Source organism: Cupriavidus sp. CER-90 (assembly GCF_057652055.1).
Genome location: NZ_JBYGYM010000002.1, coordinates 413,186 through 439,383, shown reverse-complemented (window position 1 = coordinate 439,383; position 26,198 = coordinate 413,186). Strand labels below are relative to the sequence as shown.

Genomic DNA, 26,198 nt, shown 5'->3' with positions numbered 1-26,198 from the left:
ACCGGCCTGTCGAACAGGTTTTATCCCAAGGTGGATTTGATATGGCGCGTATTACCGTCGAAGATTGTCTGAAACACATCCCGAACCGCTTCGAGCTCGCGCTCGCCGCGACTTACCGGGCACGTCAGCTCGTGCAAGGCCATACGCCCAAGGTCGAGGCGAAGGACAAGCCCACCGTGGTGGCGCTGCGCGAAATCGCGACTGGCCAGGTGGGTATCGAGATGCTCAAGAAGGTACCGACCTGATTGCCAGGGCGGCCCGTGGTTCATTCATGCTTCGCGTGCGTACGCATCCCGCCGCGCATCCGGTTGAATTCCAGGGGCTGCCATGCCTTCGTCGCCGACCGATCCCGCCATTGCTCCCCCGGCCAACGCCGGGGTCGGGCTTTCGCGTGCATTGCCGGCGGCGAAGCATCCTGGCGCCGTGCCGGCTCCGGCCGGTGCGGTCGCCACGCCTGTGGCGCCCGGCGCACCGCTGCCCGGCGTCGTACCGGTTTCCACATCCCTGCCTCCGGCGCCTTCCGCGCCTGCCGGCCGTAAGCGTCCCGGAATGCTTCCCGTGACAGCCCGTACCGGTGCTCCCAATTTGCCCGATCCGCTCGGCGACAACGTCGTCGGCGAGCGTGCCGTCGTGCCGCCGATCCAGCAGGGCAAGGCGCGCGCCGCCCTGGCCAATGAACTGGTAGCCGAACCCGTGGCTGGCACCGTGCCGGCCACGCCGGGCGGCGACCTGTTCATCGATGCGGTGCTGGCGCAGTCATACCGGCATTTCTTCGGTCCGACGTCGCAGCCGGCGGTGCCGCCAAGGCAGCAGGTCATCTCGATCGCGCGGCTGATGGAGAAGCTGGCTTATCTGAAGCCGGCTGACCAGGCGGTGGTGCGCGAGGCCTTCCAGTTCTCGGACGAGGCGCACCTGGGGCAGTACCGCCAGAGCGGCGAGCCGTACATCACGCACCCGGTGGCCGTGGCCGAACTGTGCGCGGACTGGAAGCTCGACGTGCAGTCCATCATGGCGGCGCTGCTGCATGACGTGATGGAAGACCAGGGCATCACCAAGAGCGAGCTGGCGGAGAAGTTCGGGCCGAAGGTTGCGGAACTGGTCGATGGCCTGACCAAGCTGGACAAGCTCGAATTCCAGAGCCGGGAGCAGGCGCAGGCGGAGAGCTTCCGCAAGATGCTGCTGGCGATGGCGCGCGATGTGCGGGTGATTCTGGTCAAGCTGGCCGACCGCACGCACAACATGCGCACGCTCGATTTCGTGCCGCCCGAGAAGCGGCGCCGGATCGCGCTGGAAACGATGGAGATCTACGCGCCGATCGCGCACCGGCTGGGTCTCAACACGATTTACCGCGAGCTGCAGGAACTGTCGTTCAAGGTTGGCTCGCCGTTCCGCTACGCCACGTTGGAGAAGGCCGTCAAGGCCGCGCGCGGCAATCGCCGCGAGGTGGTTCGCCGCATCCTGGAGGCGGCGCAGGGCGCGCTCGGCGACGCCGGTATCGTGGCCGAGCTGTCGGGGCGCGAGAAGACCCTGTACAGCATCTATCGCAAGATGCATGACAAGCAGCTGTCGTTCTCGCAGGTGCTGGACGTCTACGGGTTCCGCGTGGTCGTGGAAACGCAGATGCACTGCTACATGGCGATGGGCGCGCTGCACGGCCTGTACAAGCCGATGCCGGGGAAGTTCAAGGACTACATCGCCATTCCGAAGATCAACGGCTACCAGTCGCTGCACACGACGCTGGTGGGGCCGTTCGGCACGCCGGTGGAGTTCCAAATCCGCACGCGCGGCATGCACCAGATTGCCGAGGCCGGCGTGGCGGCGCACTGGATGTACAAGCACCAGGCCGACCATGCCAACGATATCCAGCAGCAGGCCCACCAATGGCTGCAGTCGCTGCTCGATATCCAGAGTCAGACCGGCGATTCGCAGGAATTCCTGGAGCACGTCAAGATCGACCTGTTCCCGGATGCGGTCTACGTATTTACGCCAAAAGGCCATATCCGTGCGCTGCCGCGTGGCGCCACGGCGCTGGATTTCGCGTACGCGGTGCACAGCGACCTGGGCAACCAGTGCGTGGCGGTCAAGATCAACAACGAGCTGCTGCCCCTGCGCACGGAGCTCAAGAGCGGCGATATCGTCGAGGTCGTGACGGCGCCGTACTCGAAGCCGAATCCGGCCTGGCTGGCGTTCGTGCGGACCGGCAAGGCGCGCGCGGCGATCCGCCACTACCTCAAGACCACCAAGCTCGACGAGGCCATCCAGCTGGGCGAGCGCCTGCTGGACCAGTCCGCGCGCCAGCTCGGCATCGAACTGAAGGCGGTGCCGCAGTCGGTGTGGGAGCGCATGATCCAGTGGACCGGCAACAAGGTGCGCGAGGACATCTTCGCGGACCTGGCGCTGGGCCGGCGTGTGCCAGCCGTGGTGGCGCGGCGCATGGAGATCCTGCTGCAGGAGCTGTCTGGCGATGTGGACAGCGCGCTGCTGGCGGCGGTGCAGACATTCGCCGGCGAGGAAGCCCCGGCCGTGCCGATCACCGGCGACGAAGGCATGTCGATGATCTTCTCGGCGTGCTGCCGTCCGATCCCGGGCGACTCGATCGTTGGCTATCTGGGCAAGGGCGAAGGCCTGCAGATCCACGTGCAGGACTGCAAGGTGGCCAAGCGTCTGCACAGCAAGGACCCCGAGCACTGGATCGAGGTCATGTGGGCCAAGAAGACGACGCGTGCCTTCGATGTGTCGATCAAGGTCATGGTGCGCAACGTGAAAGGCATCGTCGCGCGCGTGGCCGCCGACCTGACCGCCGCCGACGCCAACGTGGCACACGTGGCGATGGAGCAGCAGCAGGTGGCCGGGCACCAGGAAGCCACGTACATGCAGTTCGTGATCCAGGTGCAAAACCGCCTGCACCTGGCCAACGTCATGCGCGGGCTGCGTCGGAATCCGGATGTGATCCGCATCTTCCGCGACCGGAACGACGGTTAAACCGAGGCCGCGCAACGACGCCGGCTTCGTTTGCCTGGCGTCTCCTGGTTACTTCGCCGGGTATTTCACTTCCAGAATGTCGATCTGTTCGATGCCGGCCGGCGTGCGCAGCGGCACGGTGTCGCCTTCGCGCGCCTTGATCAGAGCTTTGGCGATCGGTGAAATCCAGCTGACGTGGTTGCTGTCCAGGTCCACCTCGTCCATGCCGACGATCGTGATCGTGGTTTCCTCGCCTGACTGGTTCGCGTACGTGACCGTGGCGCCGAAGAAAATCTGGTCGTTGTCGCCCTGCAGCGATGGGTCCACCACCTCGGCCTTGTCCAGCCGCCGAGTCAGGAAGCGGATGCGCCGGTCAATCTCGCGCAGGCGCTTCTTGCCGTAGAGGTAGTCGCCGTTTTCCGAGCGGTCGCCATTGGACGCGGCCCATGACACGATCTGGACGACATCGGGACGGTCCACATCGATCAGGTGCATCAATTCGTCGCGCAGCCGCTTGTAGCCGGCGGCGGTGATGTAGTTCTTGGTGCCGGCGGGCAGCGGTGTCGCGCCCTCGGGAAGATCGTCGTCGTCATCGTTGGACGACTCTTTGACAAATGCCTTGTTCATGTTCCGAATCACTTCATGAAGCTTCAATTATAGGAAGTTGCGCTCATCGACCCCCGGCGATGAAAAAAATGCGCGAAGGGGGTTCACAAAACTGAAAACTTCTATATAATCTCTTTTCTCGGTTGCGGCTGTAGCTCAGTTGGATAGAGTACTTGGCTACGAACCAAGGGGTCGTGGGTTCGAATCCTGCCAGCCGCGCCAACCTATACGAGAGAAGGGCTTCCGGAGACGGAAGCCCTTTTTTCATTCCCCTTCCCCTCCCGCTTCATCCTTCCCCTCCCGCTTCATCCTTCCCCCCCCTTCGTTTTTTGTTTTCGTTTGCGCCTCGTTCGCTGTCTATGCTGTATGCATGGTCGGCGGGAACACCTGCGCGCTGGCTGGCTCCAATTTCAATCCTGATCGCTACTCACGGAGGCAACATGCAACAGGACGACTGGCGCGTGGAAGGCTATCGCGGCATGGACGCATACGTACTGGTGACCTCGCATCACGATGCTGTCGCCGGCAGCGTGGGCGATACGCAGACATGGGGCTACGAAGTCCGGGTGGCGCAGGAGGGCATGGACCCGGCCGATGCCGGCGACACCGAGCGGCTTGCCAGTGGCGCGCATGTCTATGCCACGCGCCATGCGGCCGAAGTGGCGGCATTCGCCGCGGCCTATGCGCTGATCGACAAGCTGGTGGTCCCGGCGCGATAGCGCTGGGCCTGCCCGGCGGTTCCTCGTCGCAAAGTTCCTTGCGATACGTGCAATGGCGTATCACAGGCCGATTCCGGCCTCATTGGTTTTGACTTGATCCAGATCATTCGTGGATCGGGGGATGGCTCCTAGTCTGGAACTGAGGCGCGCCGCGGTGCGCGCCAGCGGTAGAAAACCAGGAGCGCGCCATGCCCGAATACGAAGGATTAAAGATCGTCTACGAAGTGATCATGCTGCCCAAGGACAAGTGGGCCATCATGATCGAGATCATTCGTCGCGAGGATGGCGAGGTTCTGATGGCGCGTCACAATCCGTTTCCGCGCCAGCCGTTCGATACCAAACTCGAGGCGCTCGATCATGTGAACCGCTATGTCGCGCAGGCCGTGAAGGGCCTGGAAGGTGACAACGTGAAGCCGTTGCAACGTCGTGCATAGGCGTCGTCATCGGAGGATGCGCGGCACATTGCACGACAACATGCGTGTTGAACAGAGGCCTCCACGATGTTGGAGGCCTTTTTCTTCGTGCTGGTGCATGAAACGCTTGCAACACGCCCCAGATTGCTGCATAATCTCTTTCTTCAGACGCGGGGTGGAGCAGTCTGGCAGCTCGTCGGGCTCATAACCCGAAGGTCGCAGGTTCAAATCCTGCCCCCGCAACCAGATACTCGAAAGGGCTACACATGATGTGTAGCCCTTTTGTTTTTCTCTGCGTTTGCGCTGTTTTCCCCTCCTGCTGTTCGCTTCCCGTTTCCTTTTTATTCCCTGCACCGCATCCGGCCGCGAGGCAGCGTGCGCTCGTCTTTTGCGCACACGATGATGCGGCGTCTGCGAACGAGCAACGCCCCCGCGAGCCATGCGGCCGGCGGGGGCGTTGTTTGTCAGGGGCAGGGGATCAGGCCTTGATCAGCGAGGCGGCGCGTTGGAACGTATCGCGTACCTGCGGCTGGCCTTCGCGTTCGGCGGCTTCGGCGCGGGCCTTGAGTCGGGACGTCAGTACGGCAAGGTTGCCGCCGCCGCCGCATGCGCGTGCGGCCTCGTTCATGAGCTGCGTCAGTTCCTGGTTCACGTCGGCGCCATCGAAAGCGCTGACGGACAGGGCCGACACGCGCTCCAGAAAGCTGTTGACCAGTGCTTCATCATGTTGCGGTTCGGGCATGGTGGCTCCTTGGCGAACAACGAAAACACTGAAATGGGAGTGCCGGCACGTCCGGACCGATGCCGGTCAGAGGATCAATGCCGCGGCGGCAACTGCGGCGGTGCGATGCGTCGTCGGGCCGGCTTCAGCACGCGCGAAGGCCACAGCACGTAGTTGGTGTGCGGGTCCATCGGCTTGCCGAAATAGGATACCCATACCTGCACGCCGTGTTCGGTTTCGGACACGATGGCGGCCACTGCACGGGCCGCGACAGATGGGGATTTCAGCAGGTCGGCCAGGGCTTCGACGCCCTGGACCACATGATGCTTTACCCCCTTGAACCACACGTATTGACGCATGGCAGCAAGAAATCGCTTGGTCATGAATGCTGCTCTTCTCGTTGGCGATGCGGAATTGAGACCACAGCTTACACGGATAGTTGTGACGGTTTTGTAGGCTGGCGTCTGATTTTCTTTCAGCGCACGATGACATGTGACGGCTGCGAGGCATCGTGACACCGACGCCGCTTCTGGGATGTGCGCTGGCAAATTGACAAGCTGTAACAGTTGTCTTAGCGTGGTTGCATATGCTGCACAAAATCTAACGTTGTCCTGGGCCCGATGGGCGTGGAGGCAAGTGTGGAAAAAGTGGCAGAGCTCGAAAAGCGGCTCGAAAGCGGCAAGGCCCTGCGTCAGAAGGTGCCGCGACGCACACAGGAATCGATCGGCAATGTCGATCGCGATCCGGTTCGCCTGCTGGAGGAAAGCAGCGCCGGTCGGGTGGAGCGTCTGATCCCGCTGCGCTACGGGCGCATGATCGCGTCGCCATTCACGTTCTATCGTGGCAGTGCCATCATCCAGGCACACGACCTGGCCGGCACGTCGAACACGGGATTGATCCACCAGATCTGCGGCGATTGCCATCTGTCGAATTTTGGCGGATTCGCGACGCCCGAGCGCGCGCTACTGTTCGACGTCAACGATTTCGACGAGACCAGTCCGGGCCCGTGGGAATGGGACCTGAAGCGCCTGACCGCCAGCTTCGTGGTGGCGGCGCGCCATCTGCGCCACGGCACCCAGGTCGCCGACAACCTCGTCTACGACGTGGTGACCAGCTATCGCGAACGGATGGCCGAGTACGCGGAGATGGGCATCCTGGAAACCTGGTACGACCGCATCACGTTCGAGCGGCTACTGGAAAGCACGGACGATCCCGATATTCAGAAGCGCGTCAGGCGCGCCATGGAGCGGGCGGCGGAGCGCACGCACGAAACGCTGCTGCCCAAGCTGTCCGAACACGATGGCGAGCGTTGGCGCATTCTCGACGCGCCGCCCGCCGTGTTCCATGTGCGGGGCGCCCAGACGCTGTTCCGTGCCGAGGACGACTGGCTGGCCGTCGACAATCCGCGCGAGATCGTCGAAAAGTGCTTTGCCGACTACGTCTCGACGCTTGCCCGCGACCGGCGCGAACTGCTGTCGCATTTCAAATTGCATGACATGGCCTTCAAGGTGGTGGGCGTCGGCAGCGTCGGCACGCGCTGCCTGATCCAGTTGATGATCGACAGCCATGGCAAGCCGCTGTTCCTGCAGGTCAAGGAGGCCACCCGGTCGGTGGTGGCGCGCTACTTCAAGTCGGCGACGGTCGCGCATGAGGGGCGCCGCGTGGTGGAGGGGCAGCGCCTGATGCAAGCCGCGAGCGACCTTTTCCTGGGCTGGTCGAAAGGGCCGTTCGGACGCCATTTCTACATCCGCCAGTTGCGCGACATGAAGTTCTCGGCCGACATCGAACTGATGGACGTCAATGTGCTGACCGCCTATGCCCGTGTGTGCGGCTGGGTGCTGGCGCGTGCCCATGCCAAGGCCGGCGGGCTGGCGGCCGAGGTCAGCGGCTACCTGGGCAACAACGACCGCATGGCCGAATCAATGATTGCCTATTCGAATGCCTATGCCGACCACGTGGAGCGCGACTACGACCTATTCGTCAAGGCGTGCCGCTCGGGCCGGCTCGAAGCCCGCACGGACGCCGACATGGCCGCCGATTTCCGCGTTTGACCCGGTCCGACCCGACCGGACCCGTTTGACCCCAGGAGTGCGCCGATGACCGAAGATTTGCTGCTGCAACTGATGGTGGAAGTGGAAAAGGCCGATCCCATCGACTACGCGAACCTGCCTTTCGATGACGAAAAGCTGCGCGCCCTTGCCTGCAAGATCATTGCCGAACGCTCCACCGAACTGGAAACCTCGGGCCTGTCCCAGGAGGCGCTGCTGGCCACGCTGTGGGCGTCCACGGCCAAGCTGGTGCTGGAGAACATCGTGCTCAATGCCCGGCTGCTGACCCTGCAAGGCAAGGCCGAGGATGCGCGCGTGCTGATCGACCGGATCGCCCGGCAATCGCGCGGCACGCCCTGAACGCGCCGGCCCGCGGTGGGTCTCATGCATCACACGATGCGTGAGTGTCGCCGTTTGGCTAAAATAGCGCGTTTTCCGCTCTCAGGCCGTCCCCGACGGCCAACCGGTCACACCGGGGGCGGGGGTTTGTCGTGGAGGGATTTCGGGTGATCAAGTGGATAATCGTCGCCGCCTACGTGGGTGCCATCCTGTATGTGCATTTCCGCGGCAAGGTACGGCTGCCGTTCATGCGCCAGGTGCTTGACCATTCGGCACTGGTGGCACCGGTCAATTGCTTCATGTACATGTTCTCGGGCGTGCCGCGCACGCCGTACATCGACGTCGACCGCTTTCCAGAACTGGAGAAACTGCGGGCCGCGTGGCCGCAGATTCGCGACGAGGGCCTGGCCCTGATCGCAATGCGCAAGATCAAGGCCGCCGACAAGAACGATGACGCTGGCTTCAATTCGTTCTTCAAGTACGGCTGGAAGCGGTTCTATCTCAAGTGGTACGAGGCCCAGCATCCGTCGGCGGAAACGCTGTGCCCGAACACCGTGGCGCTGCTGCGCGAGATGCCGTCGGTCAAGGCGGCGATGTTTGCCGAACTGCCGCCGGGCGGCAAGCTCAATCCGCACCGCGACCCGTTCGCCGGTTCGCTGCGCTACCACCTGGGCCTGTCCACGCCGAACGACGACCGCTGCTTCATCGAAGTGGACGGCGAACGCCACAGCTGGCGGGACGGCCAGGGCGTGGTGTTCGACGAGACCTACCTGCACTGGGCCGAAAACAAGAGCGAGACGGACCGCCTGATCCTGTTCTGCGACATCGAGCGCCCGATGCGCTATCGCTGGGCCGCCGCGGTCAACCACTGGATGGGCCGCAAGGTGATGACGGCCGCCAGCTCGCCGAACGACGAAAACGACCAGACCGGCGCGATCAACAAGCTGTTCCGCTTCGTGTGGCTGGGCGGCCAGTATCGCCGCCGCTTCAAGTCGTGGAACAAGAACCTGTATTACGTGACCAAGTTCGGCCTGATCATCGGCGGGGTGGCACTGATCGTGTTCCTCTGATCCTCGGCTTGCCGCTGGCGCGGAACGGGCGGCCGCGCAAACCGCGCAAACCGCGCAAACAGGAACCGGCAGATGACTGCCGGTTTTTTTTCGTCCTGGGGTTTTTCGTCCGCGGCCGTCAGTGCAGATCGGATTCGGGCTGCCGCCGCTCGTTGCCCAGTTCCGCGTAGTGTGCCCGCTTGGCCTCGTACATGCGATGGTCGGCCAGCTTGACCGTGTCGGTCAGCCTGTCGCCCTGGGCGCACGTGGCCGTGCCGATCGAGAACGACAGCCGCGCACCGGGGTAGAACTGGTTGTTCAGGACCACCACTTCCTGGATCTGCTCGACCACGGTCGCCGCGCCGCGTTCGTCGCGGCCGGGCAGCAGCACCATGAATTCGTCGCCGCCGGTGCGCGCCACGCAGGCCTGCTCGCCCACGGCCTTCTTCAGCACCTCGCCGGTGCGGCGCAGCAGCGCATCGCCATCGCCATGGCCAAACTGGTCATTGATGGCCTTCAGCCCGTTCAGGTCCACCGCCACCACGCTGACCGGCCAAGGACCCTTGCGGCCCAGGCGGGCCAGTTCGTCCTCGTAATAGGCACGGTTGTAGAGCTTGGTCAGCACGTCGTGCTTGCCCAGGAACTCCACATAGGCCTCGGCCTTCTTGCGCGCGGTGATGTCGGTCAGCGACACCAGCACCTGGTCCCAGTCGGCCTCGCGGCCGGGGAACACCGACCACTGCATGAAGACGTCCACGGAGCGGCCGTCCAGCGCGTAGTTGATGACTTCGCGCTGCTGCCAGAGCTTTTCGTGCCACAGGTCGATCAGCTGCTCGGCAAAGTGGATGCGCATGTCGTCGCGGAACACGTCGCCCAGGCGCGACAGCAGGATTTCCTTGCTGGGCGCGCCAAACATCGTCAGCGTCTGCTGGTTGACGTCGAGCACGCGGATTTCCTGCATGCAGCGCGAGACGAAATCGGGATGCACGTTCAGGAAGGTGCGGAAATCGGTGATGCCGGCCGCGCGCACTTCGTCCAGCAGCATCTTCACGGCGCTGAAGTCTTCCACCCACAGCGACACGGGCGAATGCTCGAACAGCCCCACCGCATATTGCTGAGCGCGGCGCAGGTCGCGCTCGGTGCGCACGCGGGCCGTGATGTCCTCGATCGACAGCAGCACGCGCGACCAGTCGGCCTCGTGGCCGGGCATGACCGTGGCTTCCAGGCGGATGTCGAGCCGTTCACCGTCCAGCGTGTAGTTGACGGTCTGGCTGGAAAAGTGGTTGCCGCCGTCCCACAGCTGGCCCAGTTCCTCCACGTGCTGGTCGAACATGTCGTCGCGGAACACGCTGTCGAGGTTGGCCACCAGGTCGGCCAGATTGCTGGCGCGGAACAGGTCCAGCGTGCGCTGGTTCACGTCGAGCACGCGGATCAGCGCCGAGCAGCGCGCCACTTCGGCCGGGTTGTCGCGCAGGTGGCGGCGCAGGTCGGTCACGCCATCGGCTCGCAGTTGTTCAAACGCCCGGCGCACCGCGCTGAAGTCTTCCAGCCAGAGCGACACCGGCGCCAGCTGGAACAGGGTTTGATAGTCGTTGTCGAGCCGCGAGGCGGCGGTTGCATGCCCCAAGTTGTTCTCCCTTTTTGTGATGGATGGCGTACCGCGCACTAGCATAGGCGAGCGCGCACCGCTTGTGGGTAGAAATCTAAAGAAACGGCGATGTATCCGATGCGGATGGGGTTGGCGCGCCAGGCGCCGGCGGCTGCCGGCCAGCCAGTCGGCCACCCAGGCTGTCAGCCCGCCAGCCGGCGCGCCGCCGCGGCCACGGTGTCGAGCGCGCGCTCCAGTTCCGGCGTGCGCAGGTTGCCGCAGTTCAGCCGCAGAAAATGGTTGAAGCGGTTCGAATTGGAGAACATGGCGCCCGGCATCACGCGGATACCGTCGCCAATCACCTGCTCGAATACGGCCTCGGACGACACGCCGCGCGGCATTTCCACCCACAGGTGCAGGCCGCCGCGCGGCAGCGTGAGCCGCGTGCCGGCGGGGAAGGTGGTGGCCACCCGCTGCGCCATCCATTCGCGCTGCACGCGCAGTTGGGTGCGCAGCCGCCGCAGGTGGCGATCGAACGCGCCGGTGCCCATGTACTCGGCTACCGCGATCTGCGTCAGCATCTCGTTGGGCCGCGACAGGCCGAATTTCAGCATTTCCACGCGCGCCTGCCACTTGCCGGCCGTGATCCAGCCCAGCCGCATGCCGGGCGCCAGCACCTTGTGCAGCGACGCGCAGTGGATCACCGTGCCGGTGGTGTCCCAGGCCTTGGCCGCTGGCAGCGGGGCATCGTCGTCGAACGTGGCCGAACAGCAGTCGTCCTCGATCATGGCGATGCCGCGCGCGGCGCACCACGCCACCAGCCGCTGCTTGTGCGCGTCGGGCATGACGCAGCCGAGCGGATTCTGCAGGTTCGGCACCACGCAAACGGCCTTGATGTTGGCGTAGGTCTGGGCGGCCAGCTCCAGCGCCTCGAGCGAGATGCCGGTCTGGGGGCTGCACGGGATCTCCAGCGCGCGCATGCCCAGGCTTTCCAGGATCTGCAACAGACCGTAATAAGTGGGCGATTCCACGGCGATCACGTCGCCGGGGCCGGCCACCGCGCGCAGGGCCAGCGTCAGCGCCTCGGTGGCGCCGTGCGTGACAACGATTTCCTCGGGCGAGACGTTGATGCGCGACCGCAGCGCGTGACGGGCCAGCGCCGCCCGGAAGGCCGGATGCCCATCGGAATCGACCGATGTGCCGAACAGTTCCGGGTAGCGGCGCAGGGCCCGCGTGGCCGCGTTGCGCAGCGCATCGGTCGGGTACAGCTCGGGCGCCCCGCAGGCGCCGCCCAGGTTGATCCGGTGATGCTTGCTGCGGGCCAGGATGGCAGAAATGCGCTGGTGGATGCCGACGTACTGCGCCGGATCGGGCAGGCCGGGCACCGGCTCCTCGATGGGCGCCAGGGCCGGTTGCGCCGGCGCGCAGACAAAGTAGCCCGACCGGGGCCGCGCTTCGAGCAGGCCGGCCGCCTCCAGTTCGCGGCACGCCTGCAGCGCGGTGGACAGGCTGACGGCGTGCAGCCCCATCAGCGCCCGTACCGACGGCATGCGATCGCCAGGCACCAGCGTGCCCGCCGAGATCGCCTGGCGATAGTGGCCCGCCAGCTGCTGGTAGAGCGGGCCGGACGCGTGCGGCGGGACGGGGCGGGCGGCGGAGGCCGGGGCGACGGCTGGCGCGACGGCAGGGGCAACGATGGACATGGCGGCATCTTCGCGCGGGCGCGACGGTGGGAACAGATACAGATGGTACGACGCTGTATCGTAACAGCGCCAAAGTTTTGCATCTGTTCTGGTCAAGGGGGCGAACGCTTGTGCCTGTTGGCCCGGCGGGCGCGCCGATACGCTGGTGGCACGTTTTTCATTTGCGAAGGAGTGCCGCCATGTCATCCCCCGAGACGATTTCCAGAGACGTCCAGACCCTCTTCCTGGCTGCCGGCCAGTGCCTGAGCCTGCACCTGAAGGCCGGCGCGGTGGTGCATGTCGAGCAAGGCCGGGTGGCCGTGGCCGGCGCGCCGCGCTGGCTGGCCGAACAGGTGTGCCAGGTGCCCCGGCATCTGTGCCCCGGCGGTGTCTGTGTGACGGATGCGGCAGGTTGGCACCAGCTGGTGGCGCAGGGGCCGGTGCAGTTGCGGATCATGACGCCGGCCGCGCGCCCGGGGCTATGGTCGCTGCTAAAATCGCGGCTCGGCCGTTCTGGCCTCCTGCTGGGTAACGCCCGGCCACCAGACATCCAGGCCGCAGAAGAATCGGTACCCCATGCTACGTCTCAGTGAAGTCAAACTGCCGCTCGACCACGTCGAGAGCGACCTCGAGGCTGCCGTGCGCAGCCATCTGGCCCAGATCGGTGTCAAGGGCGACGGCCTTGTCGGATTCACGGTGTTCCGCCGTGCGCACGACGCCCGCAAGCGCGACGATATCAAGCTGACCTACATCATCGACATCGAGGTCAAGGACGAGGCCGCCGCCGTCAAGCGCATGCAGCGCAAACCGAACTGGAGCGTCACGCCGGACATGGCGTATCACTTCGTGGCCAGGGCGCCCGAAGGCGGCCCGAAGTCGCGTCCGGTGGTGATCGGCCTGGGGCCGTGCGGGCTGCTGGCCGGCCTGCTGCTGGCGCAGATGGGCTATCGCCCGATCATCCTGGAACGCGGCAAGGAAGTGCGCGAACGCACCAAGGACACCTTCGGCCTGTGGCGCAAGAGCGTGCTGAATCCGGAGTCGAACGTGCAGTTCGGCGAGGGCGGCGCGGGCACGTTTTCCGACGGCAAGCTGTACAGCCAGATCAAGGACCCGAAGCACTACGGCCGCAAGGTGCTGCAGGAATTCGTGCGCGCCGGCGCGCCCGAGGACATCCTCTACAAGGCGCGGCCCCACATCGGCACGTTCCGGCTGGTGAGCATGGTCGAGAAGATGCGCGCCGAGATGCTGGAACTGGGCGCGGAAATCCGCTTCGAGACGCGCGTGGACGATATCGACATCGACAACGGCCAGGTGCGCGGGCTGAAGCTGTCCAACGGCGACTACCTGCCGTGCGACCACGTGATCCTGGCCGTGGGCCACAGCGCACGCGACACGTTCCACATGCTGCATGACCGGGGCGTGTTCATGGAAGCCAAGCCGTTCTCGCTGGGATTCCGCATCGAACACCCGCAGGGCCTGATCAACCGCAGCCGCTTCGGCAAGTTCGCGGGCAACAAGCTGCTGGGCGCGGCCGACTACAAGGTGGTGCATCACGCCAGCAACGGCCGTGCCGTGTACAGCTTCTGCATGTGTCCGGGCGGCACCGTGGTGGCGGCGGCGTCCGAGCCGGGGCGCCTGGTGACCAACGGCATGAGCCAGTATTACCGCGCCGAGCGCAACGCCAACGCCGGCATCGTGGTGGGGATCACGCCCGAGGAGGACTTCCCGGGCGGCCCGCTGGCTGGCATCGCATTTCAGCGAAAGTGGGAAGAGCGCGCGTTCGAGCTGGGCGGTGGCGACTATCGCGCGCCGGGGCAGCTGGTGGGCGACTTCATTGCCGGGCGTGCGTCCACGACGCTGGCATCGGTCGAGCCGTCGTACAAGCCGGGCGTGACGCCCACGGACCTGAGCACGTCGCTGCCGGACTATGTCATCGACGCGATCCGCGAGGCGCTGCCCGAGCTGGACAAGAAAATTGCCGGCTTTGCCATGCACGATGCGGTGCTGACGGGCGTGGAGACGCGCACGTCGTCGCCGCTGCGCATCCGGCGCAATCGCGACGACTACCAGAGCATCAACGTGCGCGGCCTGTATCCGGCCGGCGAGGGTGCCGGCTATGCGGGCGGCATCTATTCGGCGGCCATCGACGGCATCGAAGTGGCCGAGGCCGTGGCGCTGCACATCGAGAACGGACAGTGACGATGCCCGGGCAGGCCGTCGGCCCCGAAGACGAGCGCGTCGTCGCCGACGTGCGCCACTGGCTCACGCGTGCCGTGATCGGCCTGAACCTGTGCCCGTTCGCCAAGAGCGTGCATGTGAAGGGGCAGGTGCGGTATGTGGTCAGCCAGGCCACGCGCGACGAGGACGTGCTGGACGACCTGGAGCGCGAACTGCGGGAACTGGCCGAGGCCGACCCGGAGCAGGTGGATACCACGCTGCTGATCGTGCCGCACGCGCTGGCCGATTTCCTGGCCTACAACGACTTCCTGTATTTCGCGGACCGGCTGCTCGGCAGCCTGCGGCTGGAAGGCACGCTGCAGATCGCGAGCTTTCATCCGCAATACCAGTTCGAGGGTACCGCGCCGGACGATATCGAGAACTACACGAACCGGGCGCCGTATCCCATTCTGCATCTGCTGCGCGAGGACAGCATCGCCCGCGCGGCGGAGGCCTTCCCCGAAGCCGAGGACATCTACGAGCGCAACATGGAAACCCTGCGCCAGCTTGGCCACGCGGGGTGGCTAAAGTGGATGGCGGGCCAGAGCGATCTCTGACCGGCGCCCGCTTACTCCGACGTGGCGGGCGTGGCGGACGTGGCGGACGTGTCGGGGGTGAAGAAGCGGTCGCCCAGTTCCTCCAGCCCCACCGACTCCAGCACCTGCTGCAGCCGCTCGGCCGGCCGGCGGCGCGGCAGGTCCTTGTACTGGGCGATGATCAGTTCGTTCTTCATCGAGTGTTCCCAGCCCACCAGTTCCGTCACGCTGACCTGATAGCCGTTCGCTTCCAGCTGCAGGCAGCGCAGCACGTTGGTCAGCTGGCTGCCGAATTCCCGCGTGTGCAGCGGGTGGCGCCAGATTTCCGTCATCGGATTGCCAGCGAGCAGCCGGCCCTTGTGCTTGCGCAGCACCGCTGCCACTTCAGCCTGGCAGCACGGCACCAGCACGATGTGCTGTGCGCGCCTGGCCAGCGCGAAGCGGATGGCGTCGTCGGTGGCGGTATTGCACGCGTGCAGCGCCGTGACGACGTCGACAGTCTCCGGTAGCGCCGGCGAGGTGATCGAATCGGCCACGGACAGGTTCAGGAACGACATGCCCGGGAAGCCCAGGCGCCTGGCCAGCGCGGTCGAACTGGTGACCAGCTCCTCGCGCGTCTCGATGCCGTAGATGTGCGAGCTGTCTTTCAGCTCCTTGAAGAACAGGTCGTAAAGGATGAAGCCCAGGTAAGACTTGCCGGCGCCGTGGTCCACCAGCGACACGGCGCCTTTGGTGTCCTTTACCTCGCGCAGCAGGGGCTCGATGAACTGGAACAGGTGGTAGACCTGCTTGAGCTTGCGGCGGCTGTCCTGGTTCATCTTGCCGTCGCGCGTCAGGATATGGAGTTCCTTGAGCAGCTCGATGGACTGGCCGGGACGGACTTCGTGGGTGCTGGACATCGGGGGAACTGGGGCTGTGGAGGCTGCGGAAAGGCCGACAGTTTACCGAAAACACCGTCGAAACACCCGCACCCCACTTTTGTGGGCTAAAGCTCACTCGCGCGCCTGCCGTTAAACCTTCGATCACGACAAGCAGAGTTGGCGCAGGTACGGCCGTCCAAGCGGAAGGACCCGGGGCACGAAACCCAGCCGGCATGGCGCCATGCAGAACGAGAAAGCGGGGAGCCATGAACGCGGACGTGGGATTACGCCTGGAACTCAACCAGCCGGGCGATCAGGTGAGGGCCTGCTTTACGCCGGAACCGGGCCGGCTGCCGCCCGACCGGGCGGCGCTGGAAGCATCGCTGGCCGAGCACGGCTGGCAGGGGGCGCGCCTGGACCAGGCGGCCGTGACCGGCTTTCTGACCCAGTGCCAGCTGACCGACCGCGAAATCGACGCGGTGATCGGCACGGTGCTCGATGGCGCCTTCGAACTGGAGATCTCCGCCGACAAGCTGCAGCTCCTGCTGACGCTGATGCCGCCCGAAGGCGGCCGCAGCATCGAGGAAAGTGATATCGCCGCCGCTGCGGCGTCGATGGGCGTGGTGGCGCTGCTGGATGCCGCCGCCATTGGCGTGGCGCTGGAGGCCGGCAGTTGCGAAGGCCGCGAGATCGCACGCGGCGTGGCGCCCGTGCAGGGCGAAATGGCGCGCTTCGACAGCCTGGTGCAGCAGAAACGACCGGCGCAGGCCGACAACGAGGACGAGCGCGTCGATCTGCGCGACCTTGGCAACCTGCTGCTCGTGAATCCCGGCACGGCGCTGATGCGCCGCACCCCGGCCAGGTCCGGCAAGGATGGCATGGACGTGCTGGGCAAGCCCATTGCGGCCGAGCCCGTGGTGGACACGCCCTATGCGGCGGACCTGACCGGTGTGGCCGCCGATCCCAACGACCCGAACCTGCTGCTGGCCGTCATCGCCGGATCGCCGCGGGTGCTGCCCAATGGCGTGATCGTCAGCCCCGTGGTGGATGTGGATGCGGTGGACCTGCATTCGGGCAACGTCAATTTCGATGGCTCGCTGCGTGTGTCGGGCGATATCCGCACCGGCATGTCGGTGCGCGTCACGGGCGACGTGGTGGTGCAGGGCACGATCGAGGCGGCCCATGTGGAGGCCGGGGGCGACGTGATCGTCAAGGGCGGCATCATCGGCAAGGCCGACTCGGCCCATGGCGGCGACCCCAACGAGGTGGCCAGCGTGCGTACCAGGGGTGCGGTGCATGCGCGCTATATCCAGAACGCGATCGTCGAGGCCGCGACCGAGGTCGTGGTCGAAAGCGGCATCCGCCAGAGCGATGTGTCGGCGGGCCAGCGCGTGGTGGTTGGCACGCCCACGTCCCAGGGCAGCATCAGCGGCGGCCGCACGCGCGCGCTGCAGTCGGTCAGCGTGGCCACGCTGGGCGCCCCGGCAGGATCTGCCACCGCCGTGCAGGTGGGCCTGAACCCGTTTGCGGACCAGCAGAAGGGCGAACTGGAAGCGCGCCGCCGCAAGGTGCTGGACGACCAGGCCAAACTGCAGCAGCTGGTGGCCTTCTTTGCCAAGAATCCCGAACGCGCGCAGGGCGACGTCCGCGAGAAGGCACGCGCCACGATGTACAAGATCAACCGGGACCTGTTCGAACTCGATGCCGACATCGCCAGGCTGGCCGAGCAGATCAAGCCGTCGGACGACGCCGTGATCGCCGTGGGCCGCCGCATCCATGGCGGCGTGACCCTGCAGGTGGGCCACAAGGTGCTGAAGGTCATGGAAGACAAGACCGGCGGCCAGGTGCGGGTCATCGAAGACCGGATCACGGTGACCTGATCCCGCGGAAGACGGACCGGTTGCCGAGGGCTGGCCGCCGGTTCGGCATGGCGGTCCGGCGGCCGGATAGGACGGGTGTCGTTACGGTACAGCGTGACACGTTACGTCGCCCGTAACATCGTGGCGCCATCACACAGGGCGCCTTGTCTGCCGTGCGATGGCGCGCACAGCCGCCCAATCGTTGCTGCGCATAGCATTTCAGCCAATTTTGCGGTTGCAAGCGTTGCGCGTGACGGACAGCCATTGTCTGGCACGCCGTTTGCTCGGTCTCCCATATCAAAACTAGACACCGGGGGAGACGCAACATGACCGCACTCGTGATCGAAGACCAGCCGCTGGTCCGTCTGGGCATGCAGGGATTGCTGGAACGGATACCGGGCGTCGGCGCCGTGCGGGCCCTGGACCCGGCCGGCATCCTGGCGCTGGAGCCAGGCCTGGAGACGTCCATCGTGGTCTATGGCATGTCCGGCGACAGCAGCGACAACTGGTACCTGCTGCGCCAGCTGCATCAGGCGCTGCCCCACGCGCGCATCCTGCTCCTGTCCGACAACATGTGGCTGCGCGTGCCGGCATCGCTGGAGACGTGCGGCGTTGTCGAACACCTGCCCAAGTCGGCGTCGATCGAGCGCATGGAAGCGGTCGTGCTGCAGATGCTGGGCTGCGATGGATTCCTGCCGATGCGCGGCAGCCTTCGTGACGCATGGCAACCGGCCTACCATCCGCGCGTGGCGTCGTAACAGGCCGGCGTCGTCGCTCAAATGTTATTGAGACGAATCCGATTTCACTGACGCCCCGGTTTTTCATGGCGTTTCGTGCCTAGAATTTCCGTCATCCAATCCGGATATCCAACGACAAGGAGGACGCGATGACGGGAATGGTGAGGGACGCAGCGGTGGCTGCAAGAGCGGATGTGGATGCGGCCGGCGCCGTGGCGCGGTCGTCCGCATTGTCTTACCTGCATGGTGACGCGCCGCGCGAACCGCGGCGCGGCAATGTGCGCGACGCGGCGGCGCTGGAGGCATTGCATCTCGATGCCGCGGACGCACTGCTGCGCCGACACGGGCGCGCGCTGTCGGATTGCCGCGTATCGCGCGAATGCGCCGGCCTGGACGCGGAAGACGATGCGGTGCTCTACGTGGTGCAAGTCGGGGAGGGCATCGATACCTACACGCTGAACGAGGCACTGACCGCGCTGCAACTGGCACGCGGCCTTACGCCTTCCGCGCAACTCGACGTCGTATTTCAGCCATGAGTGTGGTGGCGGGCGACATGCTCCGGTGCGCGGGTGTCATCGCCGAAGCCGCGCATGGCGAAGCCAATTTCCGGTCGGCCATCAGCCGCTGTTACTTCGCGGCCTATCACGCTGCCTATGCATGGCATTGCGAGTTGCCTGCGCCGGGTAGCGGGGGCTTCCGCAAAACTGGCAAGCACGAGACGCTGGTCAACCAGCTATACCATCCGGGTGTGCGCCGTGAGCACCCGGGCTACTGGCGATCGATCGCCTTGGCGCGGATGCTTAATCGCGGCAGGCTGCTGCGGCTGCAGGCGGACTACCGGATAGCGTCCAATGTGGATCGTGGGCTGATGATGGGGGCCGTGGCCAATGCGTCGATGATCGTCAGGCAATGCGGCGGATGACGGCGGCGCGGCAAGCCCAAAGCGAAAGCCCCAAAGCAAAAAGGGCAACCCGAATGGGTTGCCCTTCCTGCTTCAAGTGATGGTGCCGGAGATAGGAGTCGAACCTACGACCTTCGCATTACGAATGCGCTGCTCTACCAACTGAGCTACACCGGCGAATCCTGACTTGTAAAACCTGTTCCTATCGCTGCGAAGGCTGTTACCGCTGCCTGTGATCGCTGCGATTCGCGCTGTTGCTGCGTTTGCGTCGAGTCGGATAGAGCCAGCGATAATATCAGCGACTCCCGGGTTTGTGAAGCCCTTTGTGCAGGTTTTTTATCGAATCCTGCGCGCGGGGGCTACCCGGTACGCCGCTGTGGCAGCCGGCAGTGCGCGGCGACAACAGGCGCAAGGATCGCACAGGCGCGGCCGATGGCTTGGCGCAAAAAGGGGGCGAAGCCGCCCCCTGTTCCCGATTGACCCGGCACCCGGTGGCGACCGGGCGATCAGAACTTGTGGCGCAGGCCGGCCATCACGCCCACGCGGCTGCCGTGGCCGTAGAACGGCGTCTGGAACGTCGGCTGCGCGCCCAGCGTGCGCCACGCGTCGGTCAGCGACGTGTAGTCGGCTTCCAGGTAGACGTCGGTGCGCTTGCTGAACGCGTAGTCGAGCATCATCGCGCCGGTGAAGCGGTTGCCCGAATCGCCGGCATGCTTGAGGTGGTCGTAGGTGCCGAGGGCGATCAGCGACCACGCCGGATTGAACTGGTACTTGGCGCCCAGGTAGCCGGCCTGGTTCTTGTAGCCGGCGTTGTCGACGTTGCTGTTCGTGTAGCCGAGATAAATCGTGGCCGGACCGGCGGTGTAGGTGCCGCCGAGCGTCCAGACCTTCTGGTCGCTGTTCGGCACGGTCACGCCGTAGTAGCTCGTGGTGTCCTTCATGATCTGGTAGCCGCCGGCCACCATGAACGGACCCGTCGCGTACGTCAGGCTGCCGCCTGTTGACGACGACCGCGCCACACTGCCCGGTTGCTCGCCGAAGGCGTGCTGGGCTGCAATCGTAAAGCCGCCAAATTTTCCGGCGTACTTGACCATGTTGTCCTGGCGGACGCCGCCGGTGTAGTTGCCGCCCTGGAAACCGACGATGGCAAGGTTGGCCAGCGCCATGGCGTCATAGCTGGCGATGACCTCGTGGATCACCGTGAATTGCCGGCCCAGCGTGATGGTGCCGAAGTCGCCCTGCATGCCGACATAAGCCTTGCGGCCGAACAGGCGGTTGCCTTGCAGGCTCTGCCCGGCATCGGGCGAGAAGCCCGATTCCAGCACGAACAGCGCCTGGTAGCCGCGCCCCAGGTCTTCCACGCCGTAGAGGCCCCAGCGGCTGCCGGTCAGCACGCCATCGGTCATCTGCACCTTGCCGTTGCCGGCAGCACTTTCGTTCGAGGTGTAGCGGATCGTGGTGTCGACGATGCCGTAGAGCGTGACGTTCGACTGGGCCTGGGCCGGTGCCGCGGCGCCGATGGCGGCTAGAGCTGCTGTCGTGACGAAGGGCGCAAGGGCTCGCTTCATGATGTGTGTCTCCATCCTGGCTATTGATTTCGTTTTTGCTGCGGAAGAGCCGGTGCCGAATGCTTGTTCGACTTCTTGCCGACCTGGATCGGCTTGTGCATTGCCTTCACCGGCTGGCATGGGAGGCGCGCAGGGAAGTCACGCCCCGGGCGCCGGGACAGGCAGTCCAGATCGATTGGGAAAGGCAATCGATGTGATCTGATGTCCTATGACATCGTACCTTACAGAAAAATAACGAAGCAAGACATACGACGAGACATTGGGTGGATCAGCAACACTGGCGCGCCATATCAAATACCCGCTCGGTCGGTCGCAATGGTGTGTATTCCAGATTTATGTATTGGCTTAATTTGCATTGCAGCAAATCGCTGTCAGTTTCACGTAAGTTATTCACGTTTAACAGGAAAGCGTTTGCTATGGCCGCCCGAAGCAAATCCTGAGGCGCGATATTGATGCGCTAGAAACCTCGGTTTTCACACGTTTGCGTGAAAAGAATCCGCACAGCAGCAATTAACGTCTGCATGTATGGAGCTTAAAACTTCTAGGGATTTTACCGAGGCGATATTCCCTTGACCGCAATCGGGCAGGCGATTAGATTCCAGTTGCGTTGTATGACGACAGATCAATTACACCCTAATCAGTCATTGGCGCGCGTTGAGTGGGATCCCGCGCACCTGTGCCGCCCGACACCATGTCTCAGACCTCCAAAGACCCGCTCGACGGCGTCACCACCCGTTGCCATCGCATTCTGCTGACCGGCGCCGCCGGCAATCTCGGAAAAGTTCTACGTGATCGGCTCAAGCGTTATGCCGATGTGGTGCGCGTGTCCGATATCGCCAGTCTGGGCGACGCCCGCGCGCAGGAAGAGGTGGTGACGTGCGACCTCTCGGACCCCAAGGCTGTGCATGCGCTGGTGGAAGGCGTTGACGCGATCGTCCACCTTGGCGGGGTGTCGGTGGAGCGGCCGTTCGAGGAAATCCTGCCTGCCAACATCCAGGGCACATACAACCTCTACGAAGCGGCGCGCCGCCACGGCGTGCGCCGCATCGTGTTTGCCAGCTCGAATCACGTCATCGGCTACTACAGGCAGGGAGAAGTGCTCGATGCCGATACGCCGCCCCGGCCCGATGGCTACTACGGCGTCAGCAAGGCGTTCGGCGAGCAGCTGGGCAGCTTCTACAGCGACCGCTACGGCATCGACACCGTGGCGTTGCGCATTGGCTCGTCGTTCCCCGAGGCCAAGGATCGCCGCATGATGGTGACGTGGCTGGGCTACGACGATCTGGAACAGCTGATCAAGCGCGCCATCTTCGTGCCGAAGGTTGGCTTCCTGATCGTCTATGGCGCTTCGGCCAATCGCGATAGCTGGTGGGACAACAGCAAGGCCGCGCGCCTGGGGTTCAAGCCCGTGGAGTCTTCCGAGCAGTTCCGCGCCAAGGTGGAATCGGTGCCGCCGCTGCCGGCCGACGATCCGGCCGGTTGGTACCAGGGCGGGGCCTTTGTCAAGGCCGGCCCGTTCGGCGACTGAGGGGGCCCGCACGCGATGACCGACACCTTTGAACGGATCGGCGACATGCGCTGCGGCGTGGGCGAAAGCCCCGTCTGGCATGCATCGGAAGCCGCCCTGTACTGGACCGATATCCCGAATCGCTCGCTGTGGCGCTTTGATCCGGCCAGCGGCCGCATCGACCAATGGGCCGTGCCCGAGATGGCCGGCTGCATGGCCATGACCGCCGACGGCGGCTGGCTGCTGGCGATGGAGACCGGCATTTTCCGAATTGGCCGGCTGGTGGTGGGGCAGCCGGCACCCGAGCCCCGGCGCGTGGCAGCCGTGGCGCATGCGCGTGGGGGCATGCGGTTCAACGATGGCCGTTGCGACCGGCAGGGCCGCTTCTGGGCCGGGACGATGGTGATGGACATGTCGCTGGCCGCCACCGACGGCAAGCTGTATCGCTTCGACGCCCGCACCGGCGCGCTGGACGTGATCCGCGACGAGATGATCACGCCGAACGGCCTGGCTTTCAGCCCCGATGGCCGCACGATGTACGTGTCGGATTCGCATCCGGCCCGGCAGGCCGTGTGGGCCTATGACTACGACATCGACACCGGCACGCCGTCCAACGGCCGGGTGTTCATCGACATGAACCGCTACCCCGGACGGCCCGACGGCGCGGCGGTCGATGCCGATGGCTGCTACTGGATCTGCGGCAACGATGCCGGCCAGGTGCATCGCTTCACGCCCGATGGCCGGCTGGACCGCAGCCTGGCGGTGCCGTTCGCCAAGCCCGCCATGTGTGCGTTCGGCGGCAGCGGCCTCGATACGCTCTATGTGACGTCGATCCGCACCGACGACACCGATCCGCTGTCCGGCGCGGTGGTGGCGCTGCGCCCTGGCGTGCGCGGCACGCCCGAGCCTGTGCTGCGTGACGGCTCCTGATCCGAAGACGGCGCGCCGAGCCGGGCGGGCCGGGCAATGTGTTGACTTGAACGACAAATCACTGATAACGCTGGAGGCAAGACACATGTTTCTGAAACACTTCGCACGTACCCGCCTGGGTACCCTGATGGCCGCACTTGCGACAGCCGTGGCGTTGCCGGTCGGGGCGCACGCCGCGGATTTCCGCTCCGCCGACATTCACCCCGACGACTACCCCACCGTGCAGGCCGTGCGCTACATGGGCGACCTGCTCAAGCAGCGATCGAACGGCAAGATGTCGATCAAAGTCTTCGCGCAGGGCGCGCTGGGCAGCGAGAAGGACGCCATCGAACAGACCAAGATTGGCGCGCTGTCGATGGTGCGCGTGAACTCGGCCGCGATGAACAACATCTGCGAAGCCACCATCGTGCCGACGATGCCGTTCCTGTTCCGGTCCACCGACCATATGCGCCACGTGCTGGACGGCCCGATCGGCGAAGACATCCTGAAGTCGTGCGAAAAGAACGGCTTCATCGGCCTGGCCTGGTACGACAGCGGCTCGCGCTCGATGTACACCACCAGGCGCCCCATCAAGACCCTGGCCGATGCCAAGGGCATGAAGATCCGCGTGCAGCAGTCGGACCTCTGGGTGTCGCTGCTCGAAGCCATGCATGCCAATGCCACGCCGATGCCGTGGGGCGAGGTCTACACCGCGCTGAAGACCGGTCTGGTCGATGGCGCCGAGAACAACTGGCCCAGCTACGAAAGCTCGCGCCAGTTCGAGGTGGCCAAGTATTACTCGCTGACCGAGCACTCGATGGCGCCTGAAATGCTGATGTTCTCGAAGGTCGCGTGGGACCGCCTGTCGAAGGAAGACCAGGCCATGGTGCGCCAGGCCGCCAAGGATTCGGTGCCTTACATGCGCAAGCTGTGGGACGAGCGCGAGCAGAAGTCGCGCAAGCTCGTCGAGGCTGCGGGCGTGCAGATCATCCAGGTGGACAAGGCCTCGTTCCAGGCCGCGATGAAGCCCGTGTACGACCGCTTCATCACCAGCGCGCAGATGAAGGACCTGGTGCGCCGCACGCAGGAAACCAAGTAAACCGCCGACCTCAGGTTGCAGGGAATTCATCATGCTTTCGCCATCTCCCACGCCGGCCACGCCGGCGGAGGGCGTGCGCGAGCCCGCCGCTGAGGCGGGCGCCGTGCGCGCCCCTGTTTACACCCGGTTCTGCGCCGCCCTGGCCCGTGCCTGCCTGGGCCTGGGCGTGTTCGGCCTGCTGCTGCTCGTGGTCGCCGTGCTGTACCAGGTCTTCGGCCGCTACGTGCTCAACGACACGCCCACCTGGGCCGAATCCATCGCCATGCTGCTGGTGCTGTATGTGACGATGCTGGGCACCGCCGTGGGCGTGCGCGATGCCGGCCATATCGGCCTGGAATCGCTGCTGGTCCTGCTGCCCGACCGGCTGCGCACCAGACTGGAGATCCTGATCCATGTGCTGGTGGGCATGTTCGGTGCCGTCATGGCCTACAACTGCGCGTTCCTGGCGCATTCGGTGGCGGACTACAAGCTGCCGACGCTGGGCATTTCCGAAGGCTGGCGCTATCTGCCGCCGGTCATCGCCGGCACGCTGATCGTGCTGTTTTCGATCGAACACATCATTGCAGTGCTGAAAGGCACGGAAGTGGAGCCGGCATGGCACTGATCATTCTGACCGTCTGCTTCTTCGGCTTCCTGGTCCTCGGGGTGCCGGTGGCATTCGCCATCGGCCTGTCGGCCGTGGCCACCATCCTGTATGAAGGCCTGCCGCTGGCGGTGGTGTTCCAGCAGATGACCTCGGGCATGAACGCGTTCTCGTTCCTGGCCATCCCGTTCTTCATCTTCGCCGGCGAGCTGATGCTGTACGGCGGCATTGCCGACCGCATCGTCAACTTCGCCAAGTCGATGGCCGGCCATGTGCGCGGCGGGCTGGGCATGTCCAACGTGGTGGCCTGCACGCTGTTCGGCGGGGTGTCCGGGTCGCCGGTGGCCGACGTGTCCGCCATGGGCGCGGTGATGATCCCGATGATGAAGCGCGAGGGCTATCACGCCGACTACGCCGTCAACGTGACCACCCACGCGGCGCTGGTGGGCGCGCTGATGCCGACCAGCCACAACATGATCATCTACACGCTGGCCGCGGGCGGCAAGGTGTCGATTGCCGCGCTGATCCTGGCGGGCGTGCTGCCGGCGCTGATCCTGACGATCTGCAACCTGGCCGCCGCGTACTTCGTGGCGCGCAGCCGTGGGTATCCGTCCGGCAAGTTCCCGGGCTGGGAGATCGTGGGGCATTCGCTGGCGGCCGCGCTGCCGGGCCTGTTCGTGGTGGTGCTGATCCTGGCCGGCATCCTGTCGGGCGTGTTCACGGCCACGGAATCGGCCGCGGTCGCCGTGCTGTATGCGCTGACGCTGACCGTGTTCCTGTACCGCTCGCTGACAAAGGAACAGTTCATCAAGGCCGCGGCCAAGGCGGTGAAGACCACCGGCGTGGTGCTGCTGCTGATTGGCATTTCGGCCACGTTCGGGTACATGATCAGCCTCTACGGCGTGGCGGAGCTGACCGGCCAGTTCCTGAGTTCGGTGTCCACCAGCCCATGGGTGATCTTCCTGATGGTGAACCTGATGCTGTTCATCCTGGGCACGTTCCTGGACATGGCGGCCACCATCCTGATCTGTACGCCGATCTTCCTGCCGATCTGCATGCACTACGGCATGAGCCCGGTGCAGTTCGGCATGCTGATGCTGATCAACTGCGCGCTGGGGCTCAACACGCCGCCCGTGGGCACCACGCAGTTCGTGGGGTGTGCGATCGGCGGGGTGTCGGTGGGGCAGGTCATGCGCACGATCTGGCCGTTTTACGGTGCGCTGGTGGCTGCGCTGCTGCTGGTGACATATGTGCCGGCGTTCTCGCTATGGCTGCCCGACGTGCTGCTGAAGTAGG

General features: G+C 65.0%; 26 protein-coding genes and 3 tRNA genes. 21 read left to right on the top strand and 8 right to left on the bottom strand.

Features of this window, described 5'->3' with window-relative positions:
• The first annotated feature begins 41 nt into the window (after nt 1–41).
• Nucleotides 42–245: a DNA-directed RNA polymerase subunit omega gene (rpoZ, locus tag AC24R4_RS12545; protein WP_092594707.1), complete on the top strand. Its 204-nt coding sequence runs from the start codon at nt 42–44 to the stop codon at nt 243–245.
• 313 nt (nt 246–558) lie between these two features.
• Nucleotides 559–2,982, top strand: a complete 2,424-nt coding sequence (locus tag AC24R4_RS12540; protein WP_400393142.1) for a RelA/SpoT family protein — start codon at nt 559–561, stop codon at nt 2,980–2,982.
• Nucleotides 2,983–3,030: 48 nt separating this feature from the next.
• Here AC24R4_RS12540 and greB read toward each other — a convergent pair whose 3' ends face one another.
• The gene (greB, locus tag AC24R4_RS12535) at nt 3,031–3,588 is read right to left on the bottom strand and encodes a transcription elongation factor GreB (RefSeq protein ID WP_153947530.1); all 558 of its coding nucleotides are present in this window, start codon (nt 3,586–3,588) and stop codon (nt 3,031–3,033) included.
• Nucleotides 3,589–3,712: 124 nt separating this feature from the next.
• On the opposite strand from greB, the gene AC24R4_RS12530 reads away from it, so the two are divergent.
• From AC24R4_RS12530 to AC24R4_RS12515, 4 genes are all read left to right on the top strand, one after another.
• Nucleotides 3,713–3,789, top strand: a tRNA-Arg gene (locus tag AC24R4_RS12530).
• Between the two features lie 218 nt (nt 3,790–4,007).
• Nucleotides 4,008–4,286: a hypothetical protein gene (locus tag AC24R4_RS12525; RefSeq protein WP_487523199.1), complete on the top strand. Its 279-nt coding sequence runs from the start codon at nt 4,008–4,010 to the stop codon at nt 4,284–4,286.
• A 188-nt stretch (nt 4,287–4,474) separates the two neighbouring features.
• Complete coding sequence (locus tag AC24R4_RS12520) at nt 4,475–4,720, top strand: hypothetical protein (protein WP_487523198.1); 246 nt, start codon at nt 4,475–4,477, stop codon at nt 4,718–4,720.
• 148 nt (nt 4,721–4,868) lie between these two features.
• Nucleotides 4,869–4,945 (top strand) — tRNA-Met (locus tag AC24R4_RS12515).
• A 232-nt stretch (nt 4,946–5,177) separates the two neighbouring features.
• Here AC24R4_RS12515 and AC24R4_RS12510 read toward each other — a convergent pair.
• Both AC24R4_RS12510 and AC24R4_RS12505 read right to left on the bottom strand, forming a co-directional pair.
• Nucleotides 5,178–5,441: a hypothetical protein gene (locus AC24R4_RS12510; RefSeq protein ID WP_153947533.1), complete on the bottom strand. Its 264-nt coding sequence runs from the start codon at nt 5,439–5,441 to the stop codon at nt 5,178–5,180.
• A gap of 74 nt (nt 5,442–5,515) precedes the next feature.
• Nucleotides 5,516–5,803: a hypothetical protein gene (locus AC24R4_RS12505; protein ID WP_153947534.1), complete on the bottom strand. Its 288-nt coding sequence runs from the start codon at nt 5,801–5,803 to the stop codon at nt 5,516–5,518.
• 255 nt (nt 5,804–6,058) lie between these two features.
• Between AC24R4_RS12505 and AC24R4_RS12500 the strand changes: the two genes are divergently transcribed.
• The 3 genes from AC24R4_RS12500 (at nt 6,059) to lpxO (ending at nt 8,877) form a co-directional block, all read left to right on the top strand.
• Nucleotides 6,059–7,471, top strand: a complete 1,413-nt coding sequence (locus AC24R4_RS12500; RefSeq protein WP_400395857.1) for a DUF2252 domain-containing protein — start codon at nt 6,059–6,061, stop codon at nt 7,469–7,471.
• 45 nt (nt 7,472–7,516) lie between these two features.
• The gene (locus AC24R4_RS12495) at nt 7,517–7,828 is read left to right on the top strand and encodes a hypothetical protein (RefSeq protein WP_400395855.1); all 312 of its coding nucleotides are present in this window, start codon (nt 7,517–7,519) and stop codon (nt 7,826–7,828) included.
• A 146-nt stretch (nt 7,829–7,974) separates the two neighbouring features.
• Nucleotides 7,975–8,877 carry a lipid A hydroxylase LpxO gene (gene lpxO, locus AC24R4_RS12490; protein ID WP_400395854.1) on the top strand — a complete coding sequence of 301 codons (903 nt, stop codon included), beginning with the start codon at nt 7,975–7,977 and terminating at the stop codon, nt 8,875–8,877.
• Nucleotides 8,878–8,995: 118 nt separating this feature from the next.
• On the opposite strand, the gene AC24R4_RS12485 is transcribed toward lpxO, so the two are convergent.
• Nucleotides 8,996–10,528 (bottom strand): sensor domain-containing diguanylate cyclase, encoded by a 1,533-nt coding sequence (locus AC24R4_RS12485; protein ID WP_400394129.1) that lies wholly within the window; start codon nt 10,526–10,528, stop codon nt 8,996–8,998.
• Between the two features lie 119 nt (nt 10,529–10,647).
• Entirely contained in the window at nt 10,648–12,147 is a 1,500-nt protein-coding gene (locus tag AC24R4_RS12480) for an aminotransferase-like domain-containing protein (RefSeq protein ID WP_400394131.1), read from the bottom strand.
• 179 nt (nt 12,148–12,326) lie between these two features.
• Between AC24R4_RS12480 and AC24R4_RS12475 the strand changes: the two genes are divergently transcribed.
• The 3 genes from AC24R4_RS12475 to AC24R4_RS12465 are packed head-to-tail and all read left to right on the top strand — an operon-like array spanning nt 12,327 to nt 14,900.
• A complete protein-coding gene (locus tag AC24R4_RS12475; protein ID WP_400394133.1) occupies nt 12,327–12,719 on the top strand; it encodes a hypothetical protein in 393 nt (130 codons plus the stop codon).
• Nucleotides 12,703–14,325, top strand: coding sequence for an NAD(P)/FAD-dependent oxidoreductase (locus AC24R4_RS12470; RefSeq protein ID WP_400394135.1), 1,623 nt, complete (start codon nt 12,703–12,705; stop codon nt 14,323–14,325). Before AC24R4_RS12475 ends, AC24R4_RS12470 begins: the two co-directional genes overlap by 17 nt.
• 2 nt (nt 14,326–14,327) lie before the next feature.
• Complete coding sequence (locus AC24R4_RS12465; protein WP_400394137.1) at nt 14,328–14,900, top strand: DUF1415 domain-containing protein; 573 nt, start codon at nt 14,328–14,330, stop codon at nt 14,898–14,900.
• Nucleotides 14,901–14,911: 11 nt separating this feature from the next.
• Here the strand turns inward: AC24R4_RS12465 and AC24R4_RS12460 are convergent, their stop codons facing one another.
• Nucleotides 14,912–15,778: a class I SAM-dependent methyltransferase gene (locus AC24R4_RS12460; RefSeq protein ID WP_400394139.1), complete on the bottom strand. Its 867-nt coding sequence runs from the start codon at nt 15,776–15,778 to the stop codon at nt 14,912–14,914.
• A 227-nt stretch (nt 15,779–16,005) separates the two neighbouring features.
• On the opposite strand from AC24R4_RS12460, the gene AC24R4_RS12455 reads away from it, so the two are divergent.
• The 4 genes from AC24R4_RS12455 (at nt 16,006) to AC24R4_RS12440 (ending at nt 19,257) form a co-directional block, all read left to right on the top strand.
• Nucleotides 16,006–17,619, top strand: a complete 1,614-nt coding sequence (locus AC24R4_RS12455; protein ID WP_487523197.1) for a flagellar assembly protein A — start codon at nt 16,006–16,008, stop codon at nt 17,617–17,619.
• Nucleotides 17,620–17,924: 305 nt separating this feature from the next.
• Nucleotides 17,925–18,356, top strand: coding sequence for a response regulator (locus tag AC24R4_RS12450; protein WP_487523196.1), 432 nt, complete (start codon nt 17,925–17,927; stop codon nt 18,354–18,356).
• A gap of 137 nt (nt 18,357–18,493) precedes the next feature.
• Nucleotides 18,494–18,871: a hypothetical protein gene (locus AC24R4_RS12445; RefSeq protein WP_487523195.1), complete on the top strand. Its 378-nt coding sequence runs from the start codon at nt 18,494–18,496 to the stop codon at nt 18,869–18,871.
• Nucleotides 18,868–19,257 (top strand): hypothetical protein, encoded by a 390-nt coding sequence (locus tag AC24R4_RS12440; RefSeq protein ID WP_487523194.1) that lies wholly within the window; start codon nt 18,868–18,870, stop codon nt 19,255–19,257. Before AC24R4_RS12445 ends, AC24R4_RS12440 begins: the two co-directional genes overlap by 4 nt.
• A gap of 80 nt (nt 19,258–19,337) precedes the next feature.
• Here AC24R4_RS12440 and AC24R4_RS12435 read toward each other — a convergent pair.
• Both AC24R4_RS12435 and AC24R4_RS12430 read right to left on the bottom strand, forming a co-directional pair.
• Nucleotides 19,338–19,413: transfer RNA gene (locus AC24R4_RS12435), tRNA-Thr, on the bottom strand.
• 329 nt (nt 19,414–19,742) lie between these two features.
• A complete protein-coding gene (locus tag AC24R4_RS12430) occupies nt 19,743–20,804 on the bottom strand; it encodes a porin (RefSeq protein WP_487523193.1) in 1,062 nt (353 codons plus the stop codon).
• 691 nt (nt 20,805–21,495) lie between these two features.
• Here AC24R4_RS12430 and AC24R4_RS12425 point away from each other — a divergent pair.
• The 5 genes from AC24R4_RS12425 to AC24R4_RS12405 all read left to right on the top strand — a co-directional run bounded on the left by AC24R4_RS12425 (nt 21,496) and on the right by AC24R4_RS12405 (nt 26,197).
• Nucleotides 21,496–22,332, top strand: coding sequence for an NAD-dependent epimerase/dehydratase family protein (locus tag AC24R4_RS12425; RefSeq protein WP_487523192.1), 837 nt, complete (start codon nt 21,496–21,498; stop codon nt 22,330–22,332).
• Nucleotides 22,333–22,347: 15 nt separating this feature from the next.
• Nucleotides 22,348–23,241 (top strand): SMP-30/gluconolactonase/LRE family protein, encoded by an 894-nt coding sequence (locus AC24R4_RS12420; protein WP_487523191.1) that lies wholly within the window; start codon nt 22,348–22,350, stop codon nt 23,239–23,241.
• An 85-nt stretch (nt 23,242–23,326) separates the two neighbouring features.
• The gene (locus AC24R4_RS12415) at nt 23,327–24,319 is read left to right on the top strand and encodes a TRAP transporter substrate-binding protein (RefSeq protein ID WP_487523190.1); all 993 of its coding nucleotides are present in this window, start codon (nt 23,327–23,329) and stop codon (nt 24,317–24,319) included.
• A gap of 31 nt (nt 24,320–24,350) precedes the next feature.
• Nucleotides 24,351–24,923, top strand: coding sequence for a TRAP transporter small permease (locus AC24R4_RS12410; RefSeq protein WP_487523189.1), 573 nt, complete (start codon nt 24,351–24,353; stop codon nt 24,921–24,923).
• The gene (locus tag AC24R4_RS12405) at nt 24,914–26,197 is read left to right on the top strand and encodes a TRAP transporter large permease (RefSeq protein ID WP_487523188.1); all 1,284 of its coding nucleotides are present in this window, start codon (nt 24,914–24,916) and stop codon (nt 26,195–26,197) included. Before AC24R4_RS12410 ends, AC24R4_RS12405 begins: the two co-directional genes overlap by 10 nt.
• The last annotated feature ends 1 nt before the right edge of the window (nt 26,198 follow it).